This window comes from Buttiauxella sp. BIGb0552, assembly GCF_004366275.1.
GTDB classification, from domain to species: domain Bacteria; phylum Pseudomonadota; class Gammaproteobacteria; order Enterobacterales; family Enterobacteriaceae; genus Buttiauxella; species Buttiauxella gaviniae.
Genome location: NZ_SODY01000008.1, coordinates 243,251 through 265,954 on the forward strand (window position 1 = coordinate 243,251; position 22,704 = coordinate 265,954).

Genomic DNA, 22,704 nt, shown 5'->3' on the forward strand with positions numbered 1-22,704 from the left:
CCCGCAATGAAGACTATCGCAAACGATACAGGACAAAGAAACGAATAGCGGAGTTGAATTGCTAAGGCCACTAGCCAGTATTTGGCTCTGGCAGGTTAAAATGGTTAAAAGAACTCACCTGATCACATTGAAAGCTGGAGATAAGAACCATGCCGACAGACTATGCATACGAACGAGTCCGACAAGCAAAGCGTAAGGGACTACGGTCTGTTTCTCGCTGGATAGAGGGGAATGAGTATCTTGACAGTAATATTCCTGCAGAAAGAATCAGGGGGATTCTTGCTCTTAATGGCATCACGCTAACCGATTTCGCTAAAGCAATGAATATGAGTTTATCTGCATGTCATTACTTGGTATCTGGCAGTTCCCGGATCACATCAGAAACAGCGGTACGGTTAAGTTATGTCCTTGGCGGAACGGCAGAAAAATGGGTTCGCATGCAATATGAGTATGAATTGTCGTACGTAAAAGTTGATAAACGCTCGTTATCAAGGCTGCCAATACTATTTAGAACCTGATAAATCATTAAGTTAATACAGGTGAAAGGCATAAACCTAGCGGATCATTTCAATAATGATCCCTAAAACTCCTCTACAAAAACCAATACAAAAAATGATCTCCCCCTGCCAGCCCTTGCGGTGACTGGCTTTAGCCCTAGTGATCACCTTTCACCGGGTGTGAAATACGCGACCGGATTTATTTTGTGCGATTGATCAGGGTTTAAGTAATAGTCATATAACCATTCGAGGCCACCATAATTCATGCTGCCAAGTCAGTAGAGTTTTCTCCACCAGTGGAGCTATGTACTTTGGATAAACTACGCAGTTCGTAAATATCTAGTTCTACTGGCTCAGGGCACGCCTCCCCTGCTTAATGCTCATTAACATGTACAACTCATCCTCTTAGTTACAACGAACCGCACCAAAAGAATCGCGTCGGCATGTTGTTGAACTGCCATCGCTATGCATCGTCCGGCTGGTTCCGAAAGAGTCAGTCCGGGTCATGTCACCATTGCTACCACGCGTCGTTCCAAAACTATCCGTGCGCCAACTGTTCCCATTATTATCACGGGTATTACCAAATGAATCAGTGCGATACGTACTACCATCACTGCCTCTGGTTGTGCCGAAAGAGTCCGTTCGATAAGTTCTGCCGTTGTCACAACGCGTTGTATTAAAACTGTCGGTGCGGCAGGTAGTTGCCTGTACGGTGCTTGCCACCAAAGCCATCATGATGATGAGGTATGATCCTACCCACGTAATGTGGACACAGCCCTAAGCGAGATTCTGGTTTTCAAACTGTTCCGGGCTGAGTCCGCCACAGGCGCTGTGACGTCTCCAGCGATTGTAATCACACTCGATATAATTAAACACCGTCGCCCGCATTATTTCCCGGCTGATAAAGCGTTCCCCGTGGATACATTCCACTTTCAGCGAGTGAAAGAAGCTTTCCACGCAGGCATTGTCATAACAGCAACCTTTCGCGCTCATGCTTCCACGCAGATTATGACGCTTCAGTAACCCCTGATAGTCCGCTGAACAGTACTGCCCGCCTCTGTCCGTATGCACGATGACATTTTCCGGGCGCTTTCGCCGCCAGAGTGACATCTGCAGCGCATCGCAGGCCAGCTGCGCTGTCATCCGCGACGACATCGACCAACCAATGACAGCCCGCGACCACAGGTCAATCACCACCGCGAGGTACAGCCAGCCCTCGTCGGTGCGAAGATACGTGATGTCTCCTGCCCACTTCTGATTCGGGCCACTCGCGTAAAAATCCTGTTTCAGCAGATTTTCAGACACCGGCAGGCCATGTTCTCTGTAGCTAACTGGGCTGAACTTCCGGGCAGCCTTTGCACGAAGTCTCTGACGGCGCAGGCTGGCGGCAATGGTTTTGACGTTGTACTCAGGCAGTTCGTCAGCGAGACGAGGCGCACCATAACGCTGTTTTGCCTCAGTGAATGCCTGACGGACAGCAGTATCACAGACGAGCCGGAACTGCTGACGTGGTGTTATATGCTGACGACGCAGGCGCCAGGCATACCAGCCACTGCGGGCAACCCGCAGAACCCGACACATGGCTTTGACGCTGAACTCAGCCCGATGTTTTTCAATAAAGACATACTTCATTTCAGGCGCTTCGCGAAGTATGTCGCGGCCTTTTGGATAATGGCCAGCTCCTCTGCCTGTTCCGCCAGTTGGCGCTTAAGGCGTGCAATTTCAACGGACATTTCCTGCTCACGTTCGGAAGAGCTGCGGACATTGTTAATCTTGCTGCGCCATGCGTAGAGCTGGGATTCGTACAGGCTGAGTTCCCGGGCAGCAGCAGCAACACCGATACGTTCCGCAAGCTTCAGGGCTTCGTTGCGGAATTCTGGCGTGTGCTGTTTGCGGGGCTTCTTATTAGTTGATGCTGATTTTGTCATGAGTCATATATGGACGCCCAGTGTTATGCAAATACTGATTTGATACGGTTCGCTGTCATATATCCGGCGTCATTTATGGAAAAGAGGTTTCCTGCGCCATGATGTCATCCGCACCCTGTTTCCTTATCACCTCACCGGTATGTTGCTACCAGAACTCACGCCAGGATTTTACAGGGTCGGTCTGCCGTTTTCTCATCAGTGTCTGCAAACTCAGTTAAACTATGGTGATTCCAGAAAAACGGGCAATTAGTTTGTTGCAAAAGCTTTGTTAATATTGAAATTTTCTGACCCTGTTAATAATCGCCAGATAATGCGTGTGAGCTTATTAGCCAATGCCACCGTCGCTTTCATTTTGCCTCTTCGCTCAATAAGATGTTTCATCCAGCTTCCCAGTGCATCATCGCGCTTCTGTGACCAGAACATGACTGACCGTGCTCCATGGATAATCAGCGTTCGGAGATCACGGTTTCCATTTTTAGTCATTGAGGACAGGTTGTTTTTTCCTCCCGAACTACGCTGCCTGGGTACAAGACCACACCAGGAAGAGAGTTGCCTGCCATTCGTAAACTGTTCTGCATTGACCTCACTTAGAAATGCAGCGGCAATGAGAGGTCCTACTCCCGGTATCGTCATCAGTACTTTGTATTTTGGGAGCTGTTGACATAAAGCCAAAATGTTGTGTTCCGTCGAACGGATGCGCTCATCAAGCAAATGAAGGTTTTCCAGTAACGAAAAAAGTAAACCGCGTAATACCGGGGAAATATCCAGCGCCGGATCTTCAATAAGTTCAGGCAATCGTTGTGACAGGATATGAATGCCCACAGGGAGTTCAATCCCCTGTTCAGCAGCCAGTGCCCGAGCTTGATTTGCCACCGCCGTGCGTTGTTCGACCATTAGCTGGCGGGCGCTGCGAAGTGCTTTAATATCCTGTTGCCCGACGGTTTTTATCGTCACAAAATGGATACCAGGGCGTAGCGCAGCCTCACAGATCGCCAGTGCGTCATTAGCATCATTTTTCTGATGACGGGTAAAAGCCTTAACATGTTGGGTTGGGATAAGGCGAACGAGAAGCCCGATTGACTTGAAGGTTCGTCCCCAGTAATGCGAAGTAGCGCAAGCTTCCATTGCAATCAACGTATTAGCTGGAAACTGGCGAAGGGTATCCAAAAGTTTATTTCTGGGAATTTTTCGATTGGATGCAACAGTTCCATCACTCATCCAGACACATACCTGAAAAACAGACTTAGCTAAATCGATCCCGACAACTTTTATCGAGTTCATGATGTTGTTCCTCTGCGAATAGACATTCAGCATAAGTGTGGCAGAACTTAGGCTGGGAAGGGGCGTCCATCACATCACCTCTGGTTGAGAGTTTACTCACTTAGTCGTGTGTCCACTATTCGCGGGTAGGATCACTAAGAAGAGTCTGAAACGGTAAACTTTCCATATATTCTGAATGTACCGGTTAAATACTCTCCTGGAAAACCGATGCGGTTGAGTATAAATAACTCGTAATTGTCACTTTAGTTCCGAGTTAATCTTTCTCAATGCATATGGTCCTTCGCGTAATTCAGTTCGCAGAAAATCTAAGCAAATTCGAATTTTTTCCGATTCAGCAGAACGTAACATTGTAACGGCTGAGATATCCGCTGATTGAAGGTAAGCGGGTAAAATTCGTACTAGATACCCTTCTTCCAAGCTTGTTGCTACATCCCAAGTAGAAGCAAGAATGATGCCATAACCTTCGTGTGCCCATTCTCGCACGATATCGCTATAATTTGACGCCATTGGCCCGGTGACTTTGACAGTTTCTATACCGGCAGTGCTTTCCAGTTGCCAAATACCAAAACTGCTTTCTCTGTCCCGGAACAGCAGGCAATCGTGCTCCTTGAGCTCTGCGAATGTTTTCGGTTCCCCTCGTTCGGAAATATAGCTTGGTGCAGCACATAAAATACGATGGCTGCTGGCAATTTTATGTGCAATTAAATGCTGCTCATTAATATCCCCCACGCGAATATCAATATCGAACTGCTCTCCGGGCAGGTCTGCTCTTCTGTCCATCAGTTCGAGCCACACTTCGAGCTTTGGATAACGCCTGCGCAGTAATGCCAGAATCGGAGCAATGTGAAAACGTCCAAGCCTTTGACTCGTACTTATTCTCAAAAGCCCTTTAGGTTCAGCCTTATCTCCATGAGAAGTCTCCAGCATTCCATTTACATCATCGATGATTTTCTGCGCCCAAACGAGCATTTTCTCCCCGTCACGGGTAATTGAAACACGCCGAGTGGTGCGATTAAATAGCTTACAATCGAGCATCTCCTCAAGCGTTGCCAGGCGTTTACTGACGTGAGAGGGGGATAAGCCTAATTCTGCACCTGCCATTACAAAACTGGAGCGCTTTGCAATAGTAATTAATAGCAATAAGTCGCGCAAAAGAGGGTCATTGTTCACTAATTGAGAATTGAGAATTTCCATTACGGCAAATGTAGCTTTAAAAAGAGATAGTAAGCTTGATCCTAGCAGTAAACACATCGGAAGCAATGTCTTCCGTGAAGACTAATATTCACCTGCGAAGATCAAAATTATGTCCACAAAACTAAAGATTGCCGTGATAGGGATTGGGTTGATTGGCCGACGCCATATTGAGTTGGTTCAAAACAGTTTTGACTGCGAACTTATCGCCGTTGTCGACCCAATGCCGATCCCTGTTGATTATCTAACAAACATTAATGTGCCTCAATACCCTGATCTAAAAACACTTTTTAAACAATGCATTCCTGATGGTGTGATTTTGGCTACACCTAATGCCATGCATGTTGTGCAGGCCATGGAATGTATTAATTCGGGAGTCGCCGCACTGATTGAGAAACCAGTAGCTCATTCCGTTGAAGAAGGTATGCGGCTTCATTCTGCATCCGAGCAAATGGGTAGCCGATTGTTGGTGGGGCATCATCGAACCCATAGTCCGATTCTTGCTAAAGCACGAGATGTTATTCGTGAAGGTATTTTGGGTGACTTGGTTGCTATTCAGGGAAGTGCTCTGTTCTACAAACCTGACGAATACTTTGATACAGCAGTATGGCGCCGGCAACAAGGAGGTGGGCCAATTTTGATTAATATGATTCACGAGATTGGTAACCTGCGTTCTTTATGCGGTGAGATTATTGCTGTGCAAGCCATGCAATCAAATGCTGCCCGTGGTTTCGTCGTTGAAGATACTGTTTCTATTGGCTTGCGCTTTGAAAACGGTATGTTAGGGACCTTTATGCTATCTGACTCGGCAGGTTGTGCCAGGAGTTGGGAGCAAACCTCCCATGAGGACATAAGCTATCCCTTTTATGAAGATGAAGACTGCTATGTAATCAGTGGCAAAAATGGAACTCTTAATGTCCCTACCATGCGAATAAAATTTTTCCCTCATGCGAAAGAACGATCCTGGTGGAAGCCTTTTGAGAATGCAGTCGCTGAAGTTAAGCCCCTGGATCCGCTGGAAATTCAGTTAGAGCACTTCTGCCAAGTCATTAGGGGTGCAGAAAAACCATTAGTGACCGTCCTTGACGGGGTGAAGAATTTAGTTGTCACAGAGGCCATCTCCCAAGCAGCCAGCACGGGAAAAATAGTACCTATTAACTTGGCTAACTTCACTTAACCTTCCACATAGTAACCTCTGATTCCTTACTGGATAGCCGTTATCAGAAATGACCTGCTCGTTTCTGCCAGAAAAAAACAACAACTGGAGATATCCATGACAGCAATAGTGAATAATGATCAACAATCCCGAAGTGCTAAGAAAGCGACTGCAAGTGGTTGGATTGGTTCGGCACTTGAATATTATGATTTTTTTATTTATGCCCAAGCGGCTGCTTTGATTTTCCCGCAACTTTTCTTCCCCTCAACTGATCCCAATATGGCCATTGTTGCTTCAATGGCAACCTACGGGGTCGGTTATATCGCCCGTCCTATCGGGGCTATTTTTCTTGGCCATTGGGGAGATACGCGTGGCCGCAAAAACGTTTTGCTTCTGTGTATGTTCCTTATGGGGTTTGCCACCATGGCAGTTGGGTTTCTTCCGACTTATCATCAGGTTGGCATGCTCGCTCCAGCTTTACTAGTACTGCTGCGTTTGATCCAAGGATTTGCTGTAGCTGGTGAAATTTCAGGCGCAAGCACAATGATTCTTGAACATGCTCCAGCTGGACGTCGTGGCTATTTCGGCAGCTTCGCGCTGCAAGGAGTACAAGCAGGACAAGTTCTCGCAGCAGCGATTTTCTTGCCACTGGCTTACTTTATGTCTGATGAAGCGTTTGTGGCTTGGGGCTGGAGGATACCTTTTTTGCTAAGTGCTGTAGTGTTAATCGCGGGGTTTATTATCCGCCGGGAAGTAGATGAGCCACCAGCTTTTTTGACCGCCACCAAGAAAAACGAGATTTTGCGTTCGCCCATGATAGAAGCATTCAAATACAGTTGGCGCGAGATGCTGATAGTTGTTGGCGTCTCGTTAATGAATGTTATTCCAGTAGTTACTACAGTTTTTGGGGCTGCTTATGCCGTACAACCGGCTTATGGCATTGGTTTCGATAAGAGCGTGTACCTGTGGATCCCGCTTATTGGAAATATAGTGGCAGTGATTTTGATTCCATTTGTGGGTATGCTTTCCGATCGTATTGGCCGCAGGCCTTTAATTATAGGGAGCTCGTTAGGATGTGGTGTCCTTTCTTTCTTCTATCTATATGCAATTAATATTCAGAGTTTACCTTTGGCATTCTTTATATCAATCGTCATGTGGGGAATAATATATCAAGGATACAACGCAATCTTTCCTTCATTTTTCGCTGAACAATTTGAAACACGATATCGTGTCTCGGCGATGGCAATTGCCCAGAACACTGGGTTATTTATTACTGCGATGTTACCTGCCTTATTCGCTTTGTTTGCAGCCCCTGGCACGGAAAATATTCCATTTATTGTAGGGGGAATCACCTTTATATGTGCACTTATAGCGAGCATTGCAGCTTGGTGTGCTCCTGAAACGTCACATCTTCCTATGGAATTTCTTGGGAAAGCTGACGCCATGCGTGGGGAGGAAAATGAATATCGTCGTTCAGATAGCGATGCTGTAAGCACAACCCATCTTTAATACCTAATCTGGAGATATATGAAAATGATTTTAATTCTTAATGGTCCAAATCTCAATATGCTGGGGTTGCGTGAGCCGGATATATATGGGCATAAAACGTTAAAGTGTATAGAAACGTCATGTCTGAATCTTTGTCGAGAACTGAAATCAGCTGTGGAATTTAGACAGACTAACAGTGAAGCTCAGATGATCGAATGGATTCATCAAGCAAGGAACCGGGCGGATGGTATAATCATAAACGCAGGAGCTTGGACTCACACTTCTATTGCTATTCTCGATGCATTAATTGCTGCAGAAGTACCGGTCATAGAAGTACACATTTCCAACATCCATAGGCGGGAGGTATTTCGAAACAAATCTTACATTTCAAGTGTAGCCTTAGCAGTTATGGTCGGTTTTGGGAGTGAGGGCTATATGATGGCAATAGGACATTTTTCACGTATGTTCAATCAAGGGAGTGAAGTGGAGTAATAAATGTGGCCACCTGAATAGAGATGATATCATCACCTCATAGTCAAAACAGGTGACATTATGACCGGACGTAAGAGACGCAATTTTATACTCGCGTTTCGCCTCGAAACTGCCCTGCTTGTACTCGCTCAGCTTTACACCGTTGCCGCCGCTGCCACGGCAATGAATGTCGGCAAATCCACTGTGGATAAATGGGTTCGGCAGTTGAAAGAAGAACGAGGGGGAAATCCCCCGTAGCGTCACCCATTAAAACTGAGCAGATTGAAATACGCGAGCTAAAGAAAAGACTTCAACGCATTGAAATGGAAAGGCATATATTAAAAAAGGCTGCCGCGATCTTTATTTCAGACTCCCTGAACAATTCTCATTAGTTGAGAACCTCAGGGCGCGGTTTCCTGCTGCAGTTATGTGCAACGTCTTTGGGGTTCATCGCAGCAGTTATAAATACTGGCGGCAGCCAAAAAAAACTGACGCCACGAGAGTGGCATTACTGAGCCTTGTGCGTGAAGTTTATCGCGAAAGTAATGGCTCAGCAGGAGCGCGAAGCATTGCCGCAGTGGTCGCCACCAAAGGTATAAAACTGAGCCGATGGTGAGCAACAAAGCTGATGAAAGCGCTTAATATTATCAGCTATCAGCAACCTGGCCATCGTTATAAGAAGGCGTCTAAGGAATTCATTGAGATCCCAAATTATCTGGATCGCCAGTTTGCTGTTACCGAGCCTAATCAGGCCTGGTGAGGTGACTTATAGTGTGCCCGGAGTTCAAGGCGAGTATGGATGCTCAATGGTACATCGAGCAACACCTACACCTTCACGTTTTAGCTGCCGCCAGACCTTACGCGCACCTTAAACGCTGTAGTTCTCTTCGTATACGCGCTGTATCCCGGGAATCAGTCCGGCATCGCGCTTATCCCGGTAGCTTCGCCGCTCCGGATATTTCCGGCGTTGGTGATGCCAGTTGTATGTTGACGGGGCAATATCCAGCTCGTGGCAGACTGACCCGCCCCCGTGCTCACCGCTCAGATTTTCCAGAAGCGGCATTATTTTTTCCAGTGATGGTCGAGCTCCGCTTGGGCAAATAACGCTGACGCATGACGCAGAATATCATTGCTGCGGCGCAGCTCCCGGACTTCCCGCTCCAGTTCCTTCAGAGGCTGACGTTCGTTGGTAGTTAGCGCATCCTGCTCATTATCAACGAGTCCCTGCTGACGTATGTAGTCTCCAGGATTACCGGGGCTGTTCAGTACTGATGAATCCGCTCGCTAAAGTATTGCCCTGAAATATCACGATCACCAATGCATGATTCAACAAGATGGACTGTAATAGTCTGGTTCTCTCGCGAAAAGCCAATGTTCAGCCCTGACTTCCACTGTAGAAAATAGCCGTGCTGAATTTGATATCACGCCCTTACAGTGCGTAAATGATGTAGAGTGCCATTGTGGCCATTATCAGGTCGAACTAGAAAGTGGGCATTAACTATGAGATTCTTCCTATGACAAAGAAAACAGCCCATCCCCTAGTTACGAAAACACAGATTTATCGCGCCGTTGCCAGCTCAACCGCGATAGAAACCTGTGTTTCTGTGCAAAAAATTGAGCAGAAACTGAAACAAAATCAGGCAGAAGCGAAAGCCGTCGGCCTCGCCGGTTAGTCTGGCAAGATATCTCTCATCATTTGCTACATGGGGCTGTAGTTCCCTGATACACCTACCTGAATGGCCTTAAAGTAAAACGCTTTGTGCTCTTCCCATAAGCTGTAATCCAATGAGCCCTTACCTGCCAGAAACGGCAGCACATCGCAAAGCAGCCGCGACAAATGCCCTTACCTTCTCTAAATTGGTGGATCAAAATAAACTCAACGTGACATTCAGCCAGATAGCCAACCAGCTCCGGACGAGCCAGGGATTTTAGTGCACCAACCCTGGAGAGAAACTGCGTCTCGAAGCCATCGAGAAGAAGCGGAATCCTATCGGCAGCGGCAAACTGGAAGCCGTCTTTTGTCAGGTTGGCATTACGTAGCCTTCCTGGCCAGTCATACACATTCCCCAGCCATTGACGATCCACCTACTAATGTGCTCAAAAGCCAGCGCCTCAGGCGGCTGGCTCTCAATAAATAACTGGTCATACAGCATCAGCAGCAAACCAGACTCCAGCGCATCCATTTCCTGTTCATCAATGATTCCCAGCTTATTAGCCACCACCAAGTCCCCAGAGCCCGGCTGATACCGCTTTTCTGCTGAATTAAGCTCATATTTTAACAAGCCCTTACCTCCGCCCAAACAAGTTCACAACGTTGTTTTCCTGCTGCCGTTGATAGTTGTTAACCCGATCTTCCCAGACTTCAAGCGCCCTGCGCTTTTCAGTCACGTAATCATAACGGTCATAGTGTTTCGAGCTAACGTCGTTCAAAGCGTGATTCTGAATACGGTCACGGATCTCTTTGCTGATCCCCGCCTCCCCCATCAAAGTCTTACAGGTCCGACGTAAATCTCGCGCTGTGAAAACTTTAAACTCAGGATTAAAAGCCCGGAAATACATGATAGAACGTGCCAGGCTGTCGGTACGTACAGGGCGCTCACCGTTGGTTGATAGCGGGAAAATATAGGGGCTGTTACTTTCCTTAGTCAGTTCTTTAACAGAGGCTAGTTCACTTAATGCCGATTCAGTCAGTGGGATCAGATGCTCACGCTTGTTTTTCGATACATCGGCAATGACCAGTAACGTCTTTTGCTGCCAGTCAATCGCGCTCCACTGGCTGGCAATCATTTCAAACGGACGCTGCCCACCAGCATAAACGCAGAACCGGATTAAATGTTGCATCAGCGGCCCAACATTGGTGGCCTCTGCGAACTGCTCCATGACAACACGCAACTCTTCCAGCGTTAGCCATGTATCACCCACTTTTTCCGCCGAAGACTGCTTCGGTATGGCCGATACCGGGTTAACTTCAAGACCAAACGTAATACCCGCGCTGGTATTCATCGGATCGTTATCGGCTTTCAGACCATAGTTAAATGCCGCCATCAGGTAGGAACGAATTCGGTTCGCATGAACCACTGCATGACGCTGGATAATGCCTGAGAGAATGGTCTTGATCTGCAAAGGCGTTACATCCTTTGCTTTGGTTTCTCGAGGGATAACCGTGTAGCACTCTTTTTCAAGACGCTTTAGAACATCAGCCCAAGTGCGCTTATTGTCGAGCTTCATCTTATTAACGTAGCCATGCACCAGTTCTTCAAACGATCCCTGAGAACGATGCAACTGCATGATGTGCTGTTCGGCCAGGCGCTGTTGCTCAAGCTCTTGCTGGGGTTCTTTTCCTTCAACAAGCCAAGCACCATACTTTTTCGCGAGCTCATTGGCCGTCACCAGTTTCATCTCGGGCCAGATGCCCAATTGGATGAACTTCTCTTTCTTCCCTTTATCCACGTAGTACCGGAAGTAAAAAATCTTGCTGCCTGAAGGCTGTACTTTTACCCCCAGTCGTCCTGCACCACGCTGGCCACTATTACTCCACTCGTAGTAAGAAGTGTTTTTAGGTTTCAGTCCGCGTATTGCCATATCCGTTAAATGAGTTGCCACACCATTACCTCTTAGTTTTCTCTTACCTGACCCAATTGAAAATTGGGTCAGGTAATGGGTCAGGTAACAATCTTACTGCCCAGAACATTTGGAGACAAACAGAAACTAAAAATGACAATTAACATAATGATTTAAATGAATTTAAATTACAAACCAGAACTAATGAGAAAATATGGGAAAGGACTATTTCTATGACTCATAATCGCTTGGTCGCTGGTTCAAGTCCAGCAGGGGCCACCAAATTTTAGCTTTAAAATCATATGATTAAGCCACCTTTCACGGTGGCTTTTTTGTTGTCTAAACTTTGAGTGGCGACGGAGTGGCAATAGTGCCGCGTCGGCGATACCTGAGAGACACCATGTAATTCAGGCCACTGCACAGCAGGTAATACACCAATCCCGTAAAAATAAAGATGGCCGCGGGATAGACCTGCACCCGGCTGTTGACCTGTCCCGCCACGGTGGTTAGCTCTGGCACATTGACGATGAACGCCAGAGAAGTGTCTTTAAGCAGCGCGATAAATAGCCCCATGTAGGAAGGAAAGACGTTGCGCATCACCTGTGGCAGCAATACCAGGCGCAGTATTTGCCATGCATTCAATCCACCAGCCAACGCCGCTTCATGTTGCCCGGACGGGAGAGCCTGTAAACCCGCGAGCGTGGTGTGCATCACTGCTGCAGAGGTAAACCACGCCAGCGCCAGAGTGACGGTCAGCACACCGGGTAAATCGCTACCGGTGACAATCGGCAGCAAGAAGTAGAGCCAGAAAATCACAAAAATAAGCGGGATACCGCGGATGAATTCAGCCCAAATAAACAGTAACCGCCGCACAATGCCATCAAACCGCCAGGCGAGTCCTGCCAGCAATACGCCCCCCACCAGCGCCAACACTGCCGCTCCAGCCGCCATTAGCAGCGTGAGCAGTACGCCGCCCGGTTCACCCTGCGCCATTCTTCCCCACAGTAGATAATCAAGGTTGTCGGTAATCACCGTCAGATTAGCTATCATGCTGTGCCTCCGTATCCCGCACTTTAGTCACCTGGCGCTTATGTTCAGACGGGCGCGGGCCAAGCCAGGCGAACAATCCACCCATCACCAATCCTAAAGCCAGATACAGCACTGTTCCCACAGCAAAAGCCTCCAGCGCATGTGCGTTGTAGCTTTCGATTTGTCTGACCTGATAAGTCAGTTCCGCAAAGCCGATACCAGTGGCCAGCGACGAGAGCTTCATCAAATTAAGATACTGCCCCACTACCGGCTGCCAGGCATTCCTCATCCCTTGTGGTAGAAGGATCCAACGGAAGATAGACCAGGATGAGAAGCCTTGCGAAAGCGCAGCTTCCACCTGTCCCTGAGGTACGGCCTGCAACCCGCTGCGCAGTTCTTCGAGCAGAAATGCAGAAGTAAACAGCCCAAGCCCCCAGGCAGCGCAGAGAAACTCCGGAGTGAGCCACCACACATTTCCGGGTAGTATTGACCAGCTGTGCTCATCGTTAATAAAGCCACGCAACGCCTGCGGAAGGACATTCCACGCGGCGAAATACCAGAACAGCAGTTGCACCAGCAGCGGCGTGTTGCGAAACAGAGATACCCATACCGCAACCACCGCACGACCAATTCGCCCGCTGGCAAGTCTCAACCCGAGTAATAACAGCGTTAAAGCCGTTGCCAGCAGTACTCCCGCCAGGGTGACCCAGACCGTGGTTAAAAAGCCGGAAGTAATCCACTGCAACGGCTGTCCTGTCAGGACTCCAGCCCAGTCTATGTGCCAGTTCATGGTTCATCCTTAAACCCGGCATGCAGAGGGTCGAGTACCTTTTGTAGAAAACGCCGGGTGCGTGGATGTTGCGGTGAGCTGAAGAACCGCGCCGGAGGAGCCTGCTCAAGAATTTCGCCGCCATCGATAAACACCACCCGATCGGCAATTTCCCGGGCGAACTGCATTTCATGGGTAACGACAATCATCGTAATGCCACTGTGGGCCAGGGATTTCATCACCATCAGCACTTCACCGATCATTTCCGGATCCAGTGCCGAAGTGGGTTCATCGAACAAGATTATCTGCGGCGAGGATGCTAAAGCCCGGGCGATTGCCACACGCTGCTGCTGCCCGCCGGAAAGCTGCGCAGGATATTGATGTGCTTTCTCGGCAAGCCCGACCCGAGTCAACAACGTTACTGCCTGCTGTTTAGCCTCATCAGGTTCCCAGCCATGAACATGCATCAGAGAAAGTGTGATGTTCTGCTCGGCGGTGAGATGAGCATATAAATTGAACTGCTGGAACACAAATCCGATGCGGCTACGCAAGGCTCGCAGAGCTTTGCCCTGCAAATCCCGTGTCGGTTTGCCATCAATAAAAATGTCTCCCGCACTTAACGGTTCGAGCTGGTTTATCAGTCGGATTAACGTCGATTTACCAGAGCCCGAAGGCCCGCAAATCGCCACCACTTCACCTGCGTTGATTTTCAGGTCGATGGACTTGAGGACCTGGTTTTCATCGTAACTTTTGCCAGCCTGGCGAAACTCAACGCTGGCATCCTGTAAATGTGCAAAATCCGCGGCCTGCACCGCGGATCGTTTGGAGAAGGCACTCACCATGTTACTGAGCTTCTATTTTAAAGCCGCGTGGCTGGGGAGTTTTACTGCCAGGACCAAACCAGCTGTCGTAAATCTTCGTCGCTTCACCGTTTTGCTCAAGCTTCACTAACTCGCCGTTAACTGCTGTAAGCAGCGCCGTTTCACCCTTCTTCACCCCGACGCCAATCTCTTCTTTGCTGAGCAGGTCAGGGAGAATTTTGAACTTCACTTTATCCGGTGCTTCAGCCAACAGACCGGCCAGAATGGTGCTGTCCTGGGTAATCGCCTGCACGTTGCCGTTACGCAGCGCCGTCAGCGCCAGTGGAATATCGTCATAGGAAAGCACGCGAGCGGATGGGAAACGCTGATGCAGCGCCTGCTCACCGGTCGTGCCTTTTACTGCACCAATACGGTCGTGCCCGTAGTCATCAAGTTTATCCGCTGACGCCGCCGGTACCAGGAATTGCTGGCCCGTCACGAAATAAGGCGTGGAGAAGTCGACAACCTGCGCGCGCTCCGGCGTGATGGTGATATCAGCGACGATCAGATCCACTTTGCCAGATTGCAGCAAAGGAATGCGGTTGGCTGGATTGGTTGCCACCAGCTCCAGTTTTACGCCAAGAGACTTTGCGAGAGCCTTCGCAAAATCAACATCATAGCCAACGATATCGTGAGTTTTAGCATCGACGGAACCAAATGGCGGGTTAGCGTCAAAAGTGGCGACGCGCACGACGCCTGCTTTTTGAATATCGGCTAGTTGGTCAGCCTGAGCCACTGTGGCGGTAAGGCCGGACAGTGCCAGTAAAACGAGTGATGCGATCTTATTTTTATGAGAGCTCATTGCGTGTGCCATAGTTTTTCCTTGTTGTCCCAGCGTTTAGCAAGCTAAGGCCTTACACTCCCATATCCAGAATTGCACCGCCAATGCTTAAAAAACATTAACATATGAGGAAAATATATTAAGGTTGGAGACGTTTCACATCGAAATACAGAGAAATCCGCCATCCTTAAGCTCGCAGATATAGCCGCTTAAATGGTTCAAATAAGGGTCCATCAATAATGAATGCTCAAATAACGAAAACCCCGACGTCCACGATATCTGCCAGTACAACTTTTAGTGCAGCCAGTCTGCAGTTCCTGAACAAGCTCGCGCAAAACAACTCCCGAGACTGGTTTAAAGAACATCAGGAGGAGTACGAGAATACTGTGCGCACTCCTGCCCTGCGGTTTATCGAGCAGATGCAGCCCGGTATTCTTTCCATTTCATCGAAGCTCACTGCGGTGCCGAAAAAAGTCGGCGGTAGTCTTATGCGCCCGCAGCGAGACAGTCGTTTCAGTAAAGATAAAACACCTTATAAAACCAATGTCGGGATTCAGTTCCGTCATTTCCAGGGAAAAGACGTTCATGCACCAGGCCTCTATCTCCATATCGCCCCTGAAGGTTGCTTTATTGCCGCAGGAATTTGGCATCCCGAATCAAAAGCCCTGAGTGCTATTCGCCAATGCATTGATGAGAACCCCAACGCTTATCAAAAGGCGTTACAGGAGCTACAAAGCCAGGGGTTTATCATGGATGGCGACAGCTTAAGTCGCCCGCCAAAAGGCTTTGATAAAACCCATCCTTTGCTTACTGAATTGAAGCGCAAAGATTTTATCGCGTTGAAAAACATCGATTTCGAAGAGCTGTGCAAACCGGATGCTATCAATTTCTGTGCCGAACAATTTCAGCATTGCTCGCAATTGATGGCCTATCTCTGTTTTGCCCTGGAACTTGATTTCTAAAACATATCGAAAAAGTTGCCAAAACGTTAAATGCATCACACTTACGATGCTACACTACGCGGCTTTATTGGAAGCAGCGCCGGGTGGATAAATGAGTGAGCATGTAGAAGTGATAAACGAGCCAGTGGCCGTAACACGGCCTAACTGGTCGGCGGTTTTTGCCGTGGCGTTTTGCGTCGCCTGCCTGATTACCGTTGAGTTTTTGCCGGTTAGTTTGCTGACACCCATGGCACAAGAGCTGGGCATTTCCGAAGGCCTTGCCGGGCAGTCCGTTACCGTCACGGCTTTCGTGGCAATGTTCGCAAGCCTGTTTGTGACCAGCATTATCCGCTCAACTGACAGACGCTATGTAGTCATCCTTTTCTCTGTGCTGCTCACCCTCTCCTGCCTGCTGGTTTCCTTTGCTGAAAACTTCTCCATGTTGCTGATTGGGCGCGCCTGTTTAGGGATTGCCCTCGGCGGCTTCTGGGCAATGTCAGCCTCTTTAACCATGCGCCTGGTTCCAGCACGTACAGTGCCAAAAGCGCTCTCGGTCATCTTCGGTGCTGTCTCTATCGCACTGGTTATCGCCGCCCCGCTCGGTAGCTTCTTAGGCGGTATTATTGGCTGGCGCAACGTCTTCAATGGCGCGGCATTAATGGGCGTGGCTTGTATCATCTGGGTGTGGAAAGCACTGCCGCCGCTGCCAGGTGAATCAACACAGCATAAGCAAAACATGCTTGGCCTGCTTAAACGCCCAGGCGTGCTGGCGGGCATGACGGCAATCTTTATGACCTTTGCCGGACAGTTTGCCTTCTTCACTTACATCCGCCCGGTGTACATGACGCTTGCAGGGTTTGATGTCGACGGCCTGACGCTGGTGCTGTTGAGCTTTGGTATCGCCAGTTTTGTTGGCACATCGCTTTCTGCTGTTTTCCTCAAGCGTTCACTCAAGTTATCTCTCACCTGTGCCCCGCTGATTCTGGCACTGAGCGCTCTGGTTCTGGTGTTGTGGGGGAGCGATAAAATCGTCGCATCAGCAGTTGCCATTATCTGGGGCTTTGCCTTTGCTCTGATTCCAGTTGGCTGGTCGACATGGATCACCCGTTCACTTGCGGATCAAGCAGAGAAAGCGGGATCTATTCAGGTTGCGGTGATCCAGTTAGCAAACACCTGTGGAGCGGCAATTGGCGGGTTGGCTCTGGATAATCTCGGCATAATTTCGCCGCTGGTGTTATCAGGGAGTTTGATGTTACTGACAGCGTTGTTAGTAGCGGCAAAGGTACGAGCAAAATAACTGCGTCGGATGGCGCATTGCTATCCGACCAGCTTCACCCACCAAAATCCCATTACCCTCGCCAGAAAGGCTTATCCCCCAGAATCGTTGCGCGATGCATGATGCGGCGAGCGGGGAGATAATCAGCATTCGCATAATGCTGCGTGACACGGTTATCCCAAATAGCGATGTCGTTTTCCTGCCAGCGCCAGCGAACCTGGAACTCCGGCTTCGTAATATGTGTAAACAGGAAGGCGAGCAGCACATCGCTCTCTTTTTGTGAGAGGTCGACAATCCGCGTGGTGAACCCCTCGTTAACAAACAGCGCCTGCTTGCCGCTTACCGGATGGGTACGCACCACTGGATGCAGCAACGGCGGATTCTTAACAACCGCCTCACGCCAACGCTGATGCTCTTCTTCGCTGCGAAGATGTTTATATTCCGGGAATGATTTGCGGAAATCGTGTTCCGCCTTCAGCCCTGAGAGCAAGCGCTTGAACGGTTCTGAAAGCGCCTCGAACGCAGCAATGCCACTGGTCCACAATGTATCACCACCAAATTCTGGAAGCTGTTTTGCTGCCAGTATCGCACCAGCTGGCGGCGTTTCAATAAACGTCACATCGGTGTGCCAGTTATCGTTATCAGGCGGGTTATCGTTATGCGTATCGAGCACGATAATTTCCTCGACACCTTCCGCATGTGGATAAACCGGATGGATGTGCAGATCGCCAAACCGTTGTGCCAGCGTACGTTGCTGTGCGGGAGTAATAAGTTGATCGCGAAGGAACAGTACCTGATGGCGGATCAGCGCGTGGTAAAGCTGCTCAAATTGGTTATCCGTCAAACCTCGACTCAGCGTTAAGCCGTTAATCTGTGCACCGATATATGGCCCCAGTGGCGTAATATTCACTTTTTCGCTCATTGCCCTTCTCCATGCCATGGGGTTAAACGGCGCTGCAATGCCCGTAACCCTAGTTCTAAACAGAATGCGATAACCGCAATCACACCAATACCCGCAAGCACTACATCAGTTGCCAAAAACTCACCCGCCGATTGCACCATAAAGCCGAGCCCACGGGTGGCGGCGATAAGCTCAGCGGCAACCAGCGTTGACCAGCCGACGCCAAGCCCAATACGAAAACCGGTTAGAATTTCCGGCAGCGCACCGGGCAAAATCACATGCCAGACAACCTGGAGTCGTGATGCCCCCAAAGCTTCGGCGGCACGAATGCGAACCTGTTTTGCGCTGCGCACTCCCGCCATGGTCGACATCGCGACAGGCGCAAATATCGCCAGGTAAATCAGTAAAATTTTCGAGGTTTCACCGATGCCGAACCAAATCACCATCAGCGGTAAATAAGCCAGCGGCGGCACCGGGCGATACAACTCAATCAGCGGGTCGAGAATGCCGCGCACTGTCGGGTTTAGCCCCATCGCGATACCCACGGGAATACCAATTAATACTGCAGCGAAAAGTGCCGTGAGAATGCGCAGCAGGCTGGCGGCGAGATGCTGCCAGAGTGTTGCATCCATAAACCCCTGCGGCCCGGCGATGCTAATTAGCTTTGTCAGCACCTGAAATGGCGGCGGTAAAAATAAAGGGCTAACCCATTGCTGTGCTGCAACCCACCACCACAACAAGATGATTGTCACCACCGTCGCAATGCTTAGCGTTATCTGGCGAGAAAATGGCCAATGCAACGCCAGCCGTTTGCGGCGGGCTTTATCCTGAATAACGATGCTCATAAGAAGCCCTCGCGCTGTTCAAATACCCGGCTCAGCACGTACTCGCGCTTCGCGATAAATTCCGGATCGGATTTGATGCTGCGGCATGGCTCACCCGCGGTGAACCGGCGGCCAAAGTCGAGCGGCATACGCTCCAGCACACGCCCAGGCCCCGGTGAAAGCAACACCAGTTCAGTTGCAAGAAACACGGCTTCTTCAATGTCATGAGTAATTAACAACACCTGACGGCGGCTTTCATGCCACAGCTTGAGCAGCAAGGTCTGCATTTGCTCGCGAGTAAAGGCATCCAGCGCGCCGAAAGGCTCATCGAGCAGTAAAAGTTGCGGGCGAGTCGCCAACGCACGAGCAATCCCTACTCTCTGGCGCTGCCCGCCGGAGAGCTGCCAGATGGCACGTTTCGCCTTATCTTCCAGCCCCACTTTACGCAACATATCGAGCGCGATTTCCTCACGTGCAGGCTTTGGCTGCCCGGCAAGCTGCAAACCAAATGCGACGTTATCCAGAACCGAACGCCACGGCAGTAGCCCTTCATTCTGAAATACTACGCCGCGCTCAGCACCCGGCCCCGTGACCTGTTCGCCCGCTAGTGTAATGCTGCCGGAGTGATAAGGAACAAAGCCAGCTATCAGGTTAAGCAGCGTAGTTTTCCCGCAGCCAGACGGACCGAGAACCACCAGTAACTCGCCTTCGTCTACGGTCAGGTTGATGTCGTTGAGAACCGTTTTACCGTCGAAATCCGCGCTTAAATGCGAAACCTGTAACATGGCTAACTCCTTACTGCGCCAACGGTTTTACGAAGCGGTCTGTAACGAACTGGCTGTAATCCGTTTCAACGGCCGGGACTTTGCCTTGCGCTTTGAGGAACTGAGCGGTATCGACAATCGCTTTATTTACCGGGCCGCTAAGTTGCTCGGTTTGCTGGTTCGCGGTGAGGTAAGTATTTCCCTTCACCAGCACTGGAACATCACTTTCCGGCACACCACTCAGGCGTGACAGCTTGCTCAGGTTATCTGGTTGTTTCAGCCAAACATCTGGATTGTCGATATAGCTTTTCTGCGCGGCGAGAGCGCTTTTGGCGAAGGCTGCGACAACTTCCGGATGCTGTTGCGCGAAGTCTTTACGTACTACCCAGACATCCAGAGTTGGAGCGCCCCACGTACCCACTTGTGCAGAGTCGGTCAGCACTTTGCCCTCTTTTTCCAGCTCGTTAACCGCAGGTGCCCAAACATAAGCACCGTCAATATCACCGCGCTGCCAGGCCGCAATAATCGCCGGAGGCTGAAGGTTAAGGATTTCTACCTCGCCAGGCTTAATTCCCCAGTGTTTCAGGGCCGCCAGCAGGCTGTAATGCGTGGTGGAAATAAACGGCACGGCAATACGCTTACCGATAAGATCTTTCGGGCTGGAGATACCTTTCTTCACAACCAGTGCTTCGGAGTTACCCAATTGCGAGGCGAGCAAGAAGACCTCGATAGGGACATTCTGGCTTGCCGCAACAGCGAGTGGGCTGGAACCGATATTGCCAATTTGTACATCGCCTGATGCCAGCGCACGAACCACACTCGCGCCGCTGTCGAATTTACGCCATTCAACTTTTGCTCCGCTGTCTTTGGCAAAAGTGTTATCAGCCTGCGCGACCTTAGCGGGTTCAGCAGAAGTTTGGTACGCGACGGTCACATCCACCGCGAATACTGGCGTTGCAATAAGGGCAAGCGTAGCCAGCCAGAGAGAATGTCGTTTTGCCATGAGGTATGCTCCTGTATCGATGATGGGAGCAGTATTTCCAATGGCGGTGATTAGATAAAAGAATTAAATATTATCGCTAATGCTTTTATGTTTTTAGATGAAATACAGGGAAGGATAGTTGGGAAATGGGAATGGGATGGTGCTTAGAAAAAGAAATGGGCCCGAAGGCCCACAGAGATTAGTGTTCCAACTCAAGTTCACAAGCCCGAGTCGCTTGCTGGCAATAATACTCATAACGCCCTAGAAACCAGGCCTTTTGCTCCATGTTCATGTTGCCGGTCACGGCTCGAATATCGACAGCTTGCCCAAGTGCATACATACGAGCAAAACTACGCGCCAGAAAATCGAAATTCTTCACTGCCTGTAGGTCTTTATTCATCAGCATATTCCTGTGGTTAGCTTATTTCTAAGGAAGGGCTATATGCTTTATCTGAATTCAGTATCCACCTGTTATTGATTGTTTTATGAGCTATCAGTGCTGGTTTTTGGAAAGTAGTAGGTTGAGAATAAAAGGTTTGAAGTGACTCACAAAATGGGCAATGTTTCAGCTACGGGACAAAAATGAAAATACTGAAAAGCGGCATCAGAAATGTGACAGCCAGCGACAAAGTAACGGTATGCGAACCGGTAAACCTTTACGAATGCACCCTGCACGATGATGTCTTTGTCGGCCCTTTCGTGGAGATTCAAAGACACTGTGTTATTGGCGCAGGAACCCGCATCCAGTCACATTCATTTCTTTGCGAGAAGGTAACAACCGGCAAAAACTGCTTTATTGGCCACAATGTGACGTTTGCCAACGATCTCTTCCGCTCCGGAAAACTCAATCCAGATCCCGAAAGTTGGATCAGTATTCATCTTGGCGACAACGTGATCGTGGGCAGTGGAAGCACGATCCTGACAGAATTTATTTGTAGTGGTGCGGTGATAGGCGCTGGGAGCGTGGTCACGAAGGATATTCTTAAGCCGGGGATTTATGCAGGCAACCCGGCTCGGTTGTTGCGGGAGATTTAGGGCCGGGATTTACCATTTTATGACGAGCAAGGCGTCTGCGACATGCATTGACTATAGGTCCAATGCGCTTCAACTCATCAACCAAGTATTGCCGCTTCGATAGCAGCCATATCTATTTTCTTCATCGACATCATCGCTCCAAACGCACGCCTGGCGGTGTCTCCACCCGTAGCCAGGGCTTCAGTCAGTACGCGAGGGGTAATTTGCCAGCTAACACCCCACTTATCTTTGCACCAACCGCAGTCGCTTTCCTGGCCGCCATTACCAACAATTGCGTTCCAGTAGCGGTCCGTTTCAGCCTGATCTTCGGTAGCGATCTGAAAGGAAAAAGCTTCACTGTGTTTGAAATGCGGCCCACCGTTGAGGCCGATGCATGAAACACCTGCGACGACAAATTCGACAACTATTGTGTCGCCAGCCTTGCCATCTGGATAGTCTCCTGGGGCAGGAATAACGGCACCAACTCTGCTGTCTGGAAAGGTCGCAGCATAAAAATGAGCTGCGTCTTCCGCATCATGATCAAACCAAATACAGATAGTATTTTTAGCCATAAGTTAGCCTGCTTGTCGTGTTTTCAGTTCCGATAACCGTACCGCAGTGCCTTGCTGGCATTGCGTCTTTTATGTTTTACCAACCATAAGTATGTACTGGATCTGATTCATGTGAGTGTCAGAAGTATGATCTGTGGTCTGTATCGCTTAATGGATGGGAGGTTTAGCTACGGGAATAGTAAATAAGTGGGATGTGGAAATTTAAAATAGTTGATTAAACTGCTTAACGCCGTGTTGTTTAGATGATTATAGCGAGGAAATGAGAGTGGTTTTCGTAAATTACAGACAGCAAAAAGCCCTGTACGTCAGTACAGGGCTTTCCACTTATTTGGAGCCTGGCAGTTCCCTACTCTCGCATGGGGAGACCCCACACTACCATCGGCGCTACGGCGTTTCACTTCTGAGTTCGGCATGGGGT

Annotated in this window: 22 protein-coding genes, 3 pseudogenes and 1 other annotated feature; of the genes and pseudogenes, 9 read left to right on the top strand and 16 right to left on the bottom strand. The window is 49.3% G+C overall.

All coding sequences use genetic code 11. The features are described from left to right. Nucleotides 1–149 precede the first annotated feature (149 nt). Entirely contained in the window at nt 150–518 is a 369-nt protein-coding gene (locus EDF88_RS21740; protein WP_134187199.1) for a HigA family addiction module antitoxin, read from the top strand. Nucleotides 519–1,274: 756 nt separating this feature from the next. Here the strand turns inward: EDF88_RS21740 and EDF88_RS21750 are convergent. The 3 genes from EDF88_RS21750 to EDF88_RS21760 all read right to left on the bottom strand — a co-directional run bounded on the left by EDF88_RS21750 (nt 1,275) and on the right by EDF88_RS21760 (nt 4,957). After that, nucleotides 1,275–2,425, bottom strand: a protein-coding gene (locus tag EDF88_RS21750) for an IS3 family transposase (RefSeq protein ID WP_134187204.1) whose coding sequence is annotated in 2 segments (ribosomal slippage) — nt 1,275–2,167 and nt 2,167–2,425 — 1,152 coding nt in all. Because the reading frame shifts where the segments join, the coding sequence is not laid out codon by codon here. 246 nt (nt 2,426–2,671) lie between these two features. Continuing rightward, on the bottom strand, nt 2,672–3,706 hold the full coding sequence (locus EDF88_RS21755; protein WP_064549354.1) for an IS110 family transposase: 1,035 nt from the start codon (nt 3,704–3,706) through the stop codon (nt 2,672–2,674). Nucleotides 3,707–3,943: 237 nt separating this feature from the next. Then, nucleotides 3,944–4,957 carry a LysR family transcriptional regulator gene (locus tag EDF88_RS21760; protein ID WP_208326163.1) on the bottom strand — a complete coding sequence of 338 codons (1,014 nt, stop codon included), beginning with the start codon at nt 4,955–4,957 and terminating at the stop codon, nt 3,944–3,946. Between the two features lie 52 nt (nt 4,958–5,009). Between EDF88_RS21760 and EDF88_RS21765 the strand changes: the two genes are divergently transcribed. From EDF88_RS21765 to EDF88_RS25000, 4 genes and pseudogenes are all read left to right on the top strand, one after another. Then, the gene (locus EDF88_RS21765; RefSeq protein WP_134187205.1) at nt 5,010–6,074 is read left to right on the top strand and encodes a Gfo/Idh/MocA family oxidoreductase; all 1,065 of its coding nucleotides are present in this window, start codon (nt 5,010–5,012) and stop codon (nt 6,072–6,074) included. A gap of 96 nt (nt 6,075–6,170) precedes the next feature. Next, a complete protein-coding gene (locus EDF88_RS21770) occupies nt 6,171–7,562 on the top strand; it encodes an MFS transporter (RefSeq protein ID WP_134187208.1) in 1,392 nt (463 codons plus the stop codon). Nucleotides 7,563–7,580: 18 nt separating this feature from the next. Then, nucleotides 7,581–8,033 carry a type II 3-dehydroquinate dehydratase gene (gene aroQ, locus EDF88_RS21775; protein ID WP_134187210.1) on the top strand — a complete coding sequence of 151 codons (453 nt, stop codon included), beginning with the start codon at nt 7,581–7,583 and terminating at the stop codon, nt 8,031–8,033. A gap of 60 nt (nt 8,034–8,093) precedes the next feature. After that, nucleotides 8,094–8,769, top strand: a pseudogene (locus EDF88_RS25000) (transposase); the annotation flags it as partial. A 45-nt stretch (nt 8,770–8,814) separates the two neighbouring features. Here EDF88_RS25000 and EDF88_RS25005 read toward each other — a convergent pair. Continuing rightward, nucleotides 8,815–9,209: pseudogene (locus EDF88_RS25005) on the bottom strand (IS3 family transposase); the annotation flags it as partial. Beyond that, nucleotides 9,004–9,120 (bottom strand) — a sequence feature (AL1L pseudoknot). It overlaps the preceding pseudogene by 117 nt. A 317-nt stretch (nt 9,210–9,526) precedes the next feature. On the opposite strand from EDF88_RS25005, the gene EDF88_RS21785 reads away from it, so the two are divergent. Next, complete coding sequence (locus EDF88_RS21785; protein ID WP_134187214.1) at nt 9,527–9,685, top strand: hypothetical protein; 159 nt, start codon at nt 9,527–9,529, stop codon at nt 9,683–9,685. A 26-nt stretch (nt 9,686–9,711) separates the two neighbouring features. On the opposite strand, the pseudogene EDF88_RS21790 reads toward EDF88_RS21785, so the two are convergent. The 6 genes and pseudogenes from EDF88_RS21790 to EDF88_RS21815 form a co-directional block, all read right to left on the bottom strand. Beyond that, a pseudogene (locus tag EDF88_RS21790) lies at nt 9,712–10,294 on the bottom strand (Fic family protein). Nucleotides 10,295–10,298: 4 nt separating this feature from the next. Next, entirely contained in the window at nt 10,299–11,615 is a 1,317-nt protein-coding gene (locus tag EDF88_RS21795; protein ID WP_134187216.1) for a site-specific integrase, read from the bottom strand. A gap of 297 nt (nt 11,616–11,912) precedes the next feature. Then, nucleotides 11,913–12,623, bottom strand: a complete 711-nt coding sequence (locus tag EDF88_RS21800) for an ABC transporter permease subunit (protein WP_134187218.1) — start codon at nt 12,621–12,623, stop codon at nt 11,913–11,915. Further along, complete coding sequence (locus EDF88_RS21805) at nt 12,613–13,392, bottom strand: amino acid ABC transporter permease (protein ID WP_064516042.1); 780 nt, start codon at nt 13,390–13,392, stop codon at nt 12,613–12,615. The genes EDF88_RS21800 and EDF88_RS21805 overlap by 11 nt, the downstream gene beginning before the upstream one ends. After that, a complete protein-coding gene (locus EDF88_RS21810) occupies nt 13,389–14,213 on the bottom strand; it encodes an amino acid ABC transporter ATP-binding protein (RefSeq protein WP_064516040.1) in 825 nt (274 codons plus the stop codon). Before EDF88_RS21810 ends, EDF88_RS21805 begins: the two co-directional genes overlap by 4 nt. Before the next feature lies 1 nt (nt 14,214). Next, nucleotides 14,215–15,033, bottom strand: coding sequence for an ABC transporter substrate-binding protein (locus tag EDF88_RS21815; protein ID WP_166672007.1), 819 nt, complete (start codon nt 15,031–15,033; stop codon nt 14,215–14,217). A 218-nt stretch (nt 15,034–15,251) separates the two neighbouring features. Here EDF88_RS21815 and EDF88_RS21820 point away from each other — a divergent pair, with 218 nt between their 5' ends. Both EDF88_RS21820 and nepI read left to right on the top strand, forming a co-directional pair. Then, nucleotides 15,252–15,974 carry a DUF2461 domain-containing protein gene (locus EDF88_RS21820; protein ID WP_134187222.1) on the top strand — a complete coding sequence of 241 codons (723 nt, stop codon included), beginning with the start codon at nt 15,252–15,254 and terminating at the stop codon, nt 15,972–15,974. Between the two features lie 91 nt (nt 15,975–16,065). After that, nucleotides 16,066–17,250: a purine ribonucleoside efflux pump NepI gene (gene nepI / locus EDF88_RS21825; protein ID WP_134187224.1), complete on the top strand. Its 1,185-nt coding sequence runs from the start codon at nt 16,066–16,068 to the stop codon at nt 17,248–17,250. A gap of 52 nt (nt 17,251–17,302) precedes the next feature. On the opposite strand, the gene tauD is transcribed toward nepI, so the two are convergent. From tauD to glgS, 5 genes are all read right to left on the bottom strand, one after another. Next, nucleotides 17,303–18,151 carry a taurine dioxygenase gene (gene tauD, locus EDF88_RS21830; RefSeq protein WP_134187226.1) on the bottom strand — a complete coding sequence of 283 codons (849 nt, stop codon included), beginning with the start codon at nt 18,149–18,151 and terminating at the stop codon, nt 17,303–17,305. Beyond that, nucleotides 18,148–18,975 (bottom strand): taurine ABC transporter permease TauC, encoded by an 828-nt coding sequence (gene tauC, locus EDF88_RS21835; RefSeq protein WP_134187228.1) that lies wholly within the window; start codon nt 18,973–18,975, stop codon nt 18,148–18,150. The genes tauD and tauC overlap by 4 nt, the downstream gene beginning before the upstream one ends. Beyond that, nucleotides 18,972–19,739 carry a taurine ABC transporter ATP-binding subunit gene (gene tauB / locus EDF88_RS21840; protein ID WP_134187230.1) on the bottom strand — a complete coding sequence of 256 codons (768 nt, stop codon included), beginning with the start codon at nt 19,737–19,739 and terminating at the stop codon, nt 18,972–18,974. Before tauB ends, tauC begins: the two co-directional genes overlap by 4 nt. Before the next feature lie 10 nt (nt 19,740–19,749). Continuing rightward, the gene (tauA, locus tag EDF88_RS21845) at nt 19,750–20,721 is read right to left on the bottom strand and encodes a taurine ABC transporter substrate-binding protein (protein WP_064516028.1); all 972 of its coding nucleotides are present in this window, start codon (nt 20,719–20,721) and stop codon (nt 19,750–19,752) included. Between the two features lie 178 nt (nt 20,722–20,899). Then, nucleotides 20,900–21,100, bottom strand: coding sequence for a cell surface composition regulator GlgS (glgS, locus tag EDF88_RS21850; RefSeq protein ID WP_226812226.1), 201 nt, complete (start codon nt 21,098–21,100; stop codon nt 20,900–20,902). A gap of 182 nt (nt 21,101–21,282) precedes the next feature. Between glgS and EDF88_RS21855 the strand changes: the two genes are divergently transcribed. Beyond that, complete coding sequence (locus EDF88_RS21855) at nt 21,283–21,735, top strand: acyltransferase (RefSeq protein ID WP_134187234.1); 453 nt, start codon at nt 21,283–21,285, stop codon at nt 21,733–21,735. 77 nt (nt 21,736–21,812) lie between these two features. On the opposite strand, the gene EDF88_RS21860 is transcribed toward EDF88_RS21855, so the two are convergent. Further along, nucleotides 21,813–22,286, bottom strand: a complete 474-nt coding sequence (locus tag EDF88_RS21860) for a VOC family protein (RefSeq protein WP_134187236.1) — start codon at nt 22,284–22,286, stop codon at nt 21,813–21,815. Nucleotides 22,287–22,704 lie beyond the last annotated feature (418 nt).